A 3,803-nucleotide genomic window follows, 5' to 3' on the forward strand; every position below is an offset into this window, starting at 1 on the left:
AGTCACGAACGCAGCCTCTGACACTCAGCGCGAGAAGCTACGCGACTTGGATTTGGAGCGCTGGTTCGACATCGTAGTCATATCCGGCGAGGTTGGCATAGCGAAACCCGATGCAGCTGTTTTTGGCCTCGCACTCGATAAGCTCAAGGTTGAGCGTGAAAGCGTCTGGCATGTGGGTGACAGCCTCAACACCGATGTAGCCGGGGCGAAAGCGGCCGGAATTATTGCCGTCTGGCTGAACCGACGAGGACTGGTTCGCAGGGAGAGCGATCCGGAGCCGGACCTCGAGATTCATTCGCTGTCGAGTCTGGTGTGCTATTTTTCCGGCTGAGTTTACGCGGCTTTAGCGGACCTCTATCAACTGCCTGCTAGTGCTCAATACCGGAGCTCAGCTGGAAGAGCTGATAGCGGCGGTGGAGATGGCGCGCGACAAGATCCTGCGGGTGCTCGGCCGCGACCCCTCGGCTGGTTTAGCCCAGGCGCGAGAGTGGATGCCTAGCCGGACCCTGAGCTGCGGCTTGATCCTCGGTAGTGCCGGCCCCGCTCTGAACAACAACAGCCCCGACCCTCGGAGCCGCCGACGTGTGCTAGCCTCCGAACTGCCGTAGTGGGGCGGGCCGCCGTGCCCGCCGCTCTTGTAGCGAACGTTGCTCACATCTCGAACGACGGCCCGGAGAAGCCGCTGTCCGGCAGGCCTGCCAGCCGAAAGCGCGCGTTGCCGGTATTGACGCCGCCGTCGACGACCATCGCGGTGCCGCTGATCCAGTCCGCTTCGTCGCTCGCGAGGAAGAGCGCCATCGTGGCGATGTCGTCAGGCTTGCCGGCGCGCGGTATCGGCTGCATCTTCGCCATCGACTTTTCCGATCGTTCCTCGGCGCCGGGTCTGCCGCGATGTATCAGCGGCGTGTTGACGCCGCCGGGGCAGATGCAGTTGACGCGAATCTTGTCGTGCCCGACTTCGATCGCGACCGCCTGCGTCAGGTTCACCACTGCCGCCTTGGCGGCGCTGTATGCGGCGAGATAGCCGACGCCGCGCAAGCCCGCGACTGACGCGGTCGAGATGATCGAACCACCGCCCGCCTTACGCATCTCGGGGATCGAATACTTCATGCCGAGGTATGCGGCACGAAGCAGCACCGCGACTGTGCGGTCCCAGTCGGCCGATTCGACTTTCTCGATCGGCCCGACGGCCCCCGCGACGCCCGCGTTGTTGAACATGATATCGAGCCGCCCGAATTCCTTGACCGCGCGCGCGACTGCGGCCTTGATATCCGCCTCGCTGGTGACGTCGGTGCGCTGAAAGACTGCGCGCCCGCCCGCTGCGGCGCATTCTGCCACCGCAGTCTCTCCGCCCTGCGAGTTCAAATCGGTGAGGACTACGCTCGCGCCTTCTTTCGCGAATCGGAGCGCCGTCGCGCGGCCCATCCCGCTCGCCGCGCCGGTGATCACTGCTACTTTTCCCTGGATTCTGCCCATTGTACTTCTCCTGCGCGCTGCTCGTCGCGCGGCGTCTTCACGTTGATCGTAAAATCTCAATAGCAATGATTCAGCTGAGTCGGGTAGCGCGCGCGATACCAGCGCGATACCAGCACCGCGATGATATAATAGCCGGCGGTCATGTTCCCCGAAGATGAAAACGAAAAGCGCGAGGCCAACGACACTCCGCCCGAAGCTCCCGGCACCGAGCCGACTGGCCCTGAGTACAGTTCGCTGATCGAGTATCCCAAGGACTCGCCAGCGCAGAGCGGCGTCAATCCCGAGTTGCTGGTTCTCGAAGACGAACCTGAAGCGATCGATCAGAAGCTAGCGGCCACTTCGACCGAACCCGGCATCTACCTGCTGCGCGATCGCGCAGGCAAGGTGCTCTACGTCGGCAAGGCGAAATCGCTGCGCACTCGCGTTCGCGCCTACTTTCGCGAGGGCGGCGACGGTCGCTACCAGGTTCGCTTCCTGATGAAGCGGGTGCGCGACTTCGACACAATCGTCACGTCGAGCGAGAAGGAGGCGCTGATCCTCGAGAACAATCTGATCAAGCAGTACAAGCCCAAGTACAACATCCGCCTCAAGGACGACAAATCGTACCTGAGCGCGAAGATCACCAATCACGCGTGGCCGCGAATCACGGTCACGCGCAAGATTGTCAAGGATGGCGGCCACTACTTCGGCCCGTTCGGCTCGGCCGACGGACTGCGCGAGACGATCGACGTCATCCGCAAGGTCTTTCCGCTGCGCACCTGCACCGACGCGGTGTTCCGCAATCGCTCGCGTCCGTGCCTCGAATATCAGATCAAGCGATGTCTCGGGCCGTGCTGCCTGGCTGTAGATCGCGAAGAGTATGGCCGCCATCTGCACGCGGCGCAGATGCTGCTGGAAGGCAAAAATCTCGAACTGCTCCGCGAGATGCGCGATCTGATGAAGGATCACGCGTCGCGGCTCGAGTTTGAGCAGGCAGCGCGAATCCGCGATCGCGTGCGCGCGATCGAGAAAACCGTCGAGCGCCAGACCGTCCTGCATCACTGGGGAATCGACCAGGACGTGTTCGGAATCTATCGCGAAGGCGGCTACATCGAGGCGATCGTGCTGATCGTCCGCGGCGGCAAGCTGACCAGCACGCAGGGCTGGAGCTTCCAGGACCTGGAATTTCCGGTGTACGAAATCTTGTCCGACCTGCTCACGCAGTATTACTCCGGGGCGCGCAACATTCCTGACGAAGTGATCGTGCCGGTCGAACTCGAGGACGCGGCGGTGCGCGCGGAGCTGCTCTCAGAGCGGCGCGGAAAGAAATGCGAAGTTTTTCAGCCGCAGCGCGGCGAGAAGCTCCGCCTGCTCGAAATGGCGATGGATAACGCGCGCCAGAGCTTCGCCTCGCGGCGCGACAACGAGAAGACCCGCGAGCAGATGCTCGAAGACCTCCGCGTCAAGCTCGGTCTGCGCAACTCGCCCAAGCGGATGGAGTGCTACGACATTTCGAATCTGCAGGGTTCGATGGTGGTCGGCTCGCAGGTGACGTTCGACGAAGGCGAGCCGTGCAAGAATCTGTACCGCCGCTACCGGATTCGCAGTTTCGAAGGCCAGGACGACTTTGCCAGCATGTACGAAGTGCTCAAGCGCCGGCTCGAACGGGCGGTGCGCGAAAACATATACCCCGACTTGTGGGTCATCGACGGCGGCAAGGGCCAACTGAACGTCGCGCTTGAAGTCCTGCGCGAGTTCAGGCTGCTCGATCAGATCGATTGCGTGTCGCTCGCCAAGCAGCACGTTCTTAACGATCGTCGCGAGAAGGAAGTGACCAAGTCGGAGGAGCGCGTCTTCGTTCCGCGGCGCAAGGATCCGATCGTGCTGCCGAAAAACTCGACCGCGCTGTTCCTGCTCGTGAGGATTCGCGACGAGGCGCATCGATTTGCGATCACCTACAACCGCGAACTGCGGCGTCGCGCGCGGCTGCGCTCGGTGCTCGACGATATCGAGGGCGTCGGCCCGGTGCGGCGGCGTGCGATGCTCCGGCACTTCGGAAGTCTCAAGCGGATTCGCGAAGCGACGGCCGATGAGATCGCGGCGGTGAAGGGACTCAATCGCGAACTTGCCGCCAGGATTCGCAAGCACCTCGACGAAATGACGGCGTTGCTCGACGTCGAGGAAATCGCGGACGCGGCGGATCAGATAGCGCTTCCACTCGAGGCGGCCGCGTTTGCCGCCGACCAAGGCGACGCGCCAGTCAATAACGCGCCTGTCCGCAATTGAGCTGAGAGTTCCCTAAAGCACATATCGTTTGTCGCGCTATCTGTGTGTGTTGGCGTATAATC

At 62.4% G+C, this 3,803-nt stretch carries 3 protein-coding genes; 2 read left to right on the forward strand and 1 reads right to left on the reverse strand.

The genetic code is table 11. The annotated features are described in order from the left end of the window. On the forward strand, positions 1-331 hold a 331-nt coding region (locus VIW95_RS08190; protein WP_331585245.1), incomplete at its 5' end, for an HAD family hydrolase. A 320-nt stretch (positions 332-651) separates the two neighbouring features. On the opposite strand, the gene VIW95_RS08195 is transcribed toward VIW95_RS08190, so the two are convergent. Next, on the reverse strand, positions 652-1,476 hold the full coding sequence (locus VIW95_RS08195; RefSeq protein WP_331585247.1) for an SDR family oxidoreductase: 825 nt from the start codon (positions 1,474-1,476) through the stop codon (positions 652-654). 141 nt (positions 1,477-1,617) lie between these two features. Here VIW95_RS08195 and uvrC point away from each other — a divergent pair, with 141 nt between their 5' ends. After that, positions 1,618-3,741, forward strand: coding sequence for an excinuclease ABC subunit UvrC (gene uvrC / locus VIW95_RS08200; protein WP_331585250.1), 2,124 nt, complete (start codon positions 1,618-1,620; stop codon positions 3,739-3,741). Positions 3,742-3,803: the final 62 nt, after the last annotated feature.

Origin of the sequence: Binatus sp. (SeqCode) (genome assembly GCF_036522015.1) — a bacterium.
In the GTDB taxonomy this organism is placed as follows: Bacteria; Desulfobacterota; Binatia; order Binatales; family Binataceae; genus Binatus.

Coding starts and splice junctions, on each gene's coding strand:
- VIW95_RS08195 (WP_331585247.1), bottom strand. CDS start 1,476: ATGGGCAGAATCCAGGGAAAAGTAGCAGTGATCACCGGCGCGGCGAGC.
- uvrC (WP_331585250.1), top strand. CDS start 1,618: ATGTTCCCCGAAGATGAAAACGAAAAGCGCGAGGCCAACGACACTCCG.